This is a genomic window from Kitasatospora phosalacinea (assembly GCF_000716545.1).
Lineage (GTDB): Bacteria > Actinomycetota > Actinomycetes > Streptomycetales > Streptomycetaceae > Kitasatospora > Kitasatospora phosalacinea.
The window spans coordinates 1-408 of record NZ_JNWZ01000183.1 but is presented as its reverse complement, the minus strand read 5'-3'; the positions used below and the strand labels follow the sequence as shown (position 1 = coordinate 408).

The window sequence follows — 408 nt, the reverse complement described above, 5'->3', positions numbered from 1 at the left end:
GTCGGTGAGGGTGAACTGGTCGGCGTTGATGTGGCCCCAGCCGCCGGTGTTGTTGTCGACGATCTGGATCCGGGCCTGCTTGCCGGCGAGGTCGTGCAGGTCCCACTGGACGGGGTCGAGTGCTTCGTTGTCCTCGCCGGTGGTGGTCCTGACGACCGCGCCGTCGACCACCAGGTTGACGGTGGTGGGGTTGGGCTGGGAGTTGGGGTGGTTGCCGCCGCCGGCCAGGAAGTTCAGGTACGGCTTGTCCACCGTGAAGGCGGGGGAGGTGAGGGTGCCGGTGGTCGTGTCGCCCTGGAGGAAGGAGTTGACGAGTCCCTTGCCGAGGTAGCCGGTGACGTTCTGCTGGTTGGGCAGGGTGCCCTGGGCGGGGCCGGTGCCGAAGGCGGTGCCGGCGGTCGTCCAGGA

General features: G+C 68.9%; 1 pseudogene. It reads right to left on the bottom strand.

From position 1 onward, the window contains the following. Positions 1 to 408: pseudogene (locus OO48_RS34050) on the bottom strand (glycoside hydrolase family 32 protein); the annotation flags it as partial.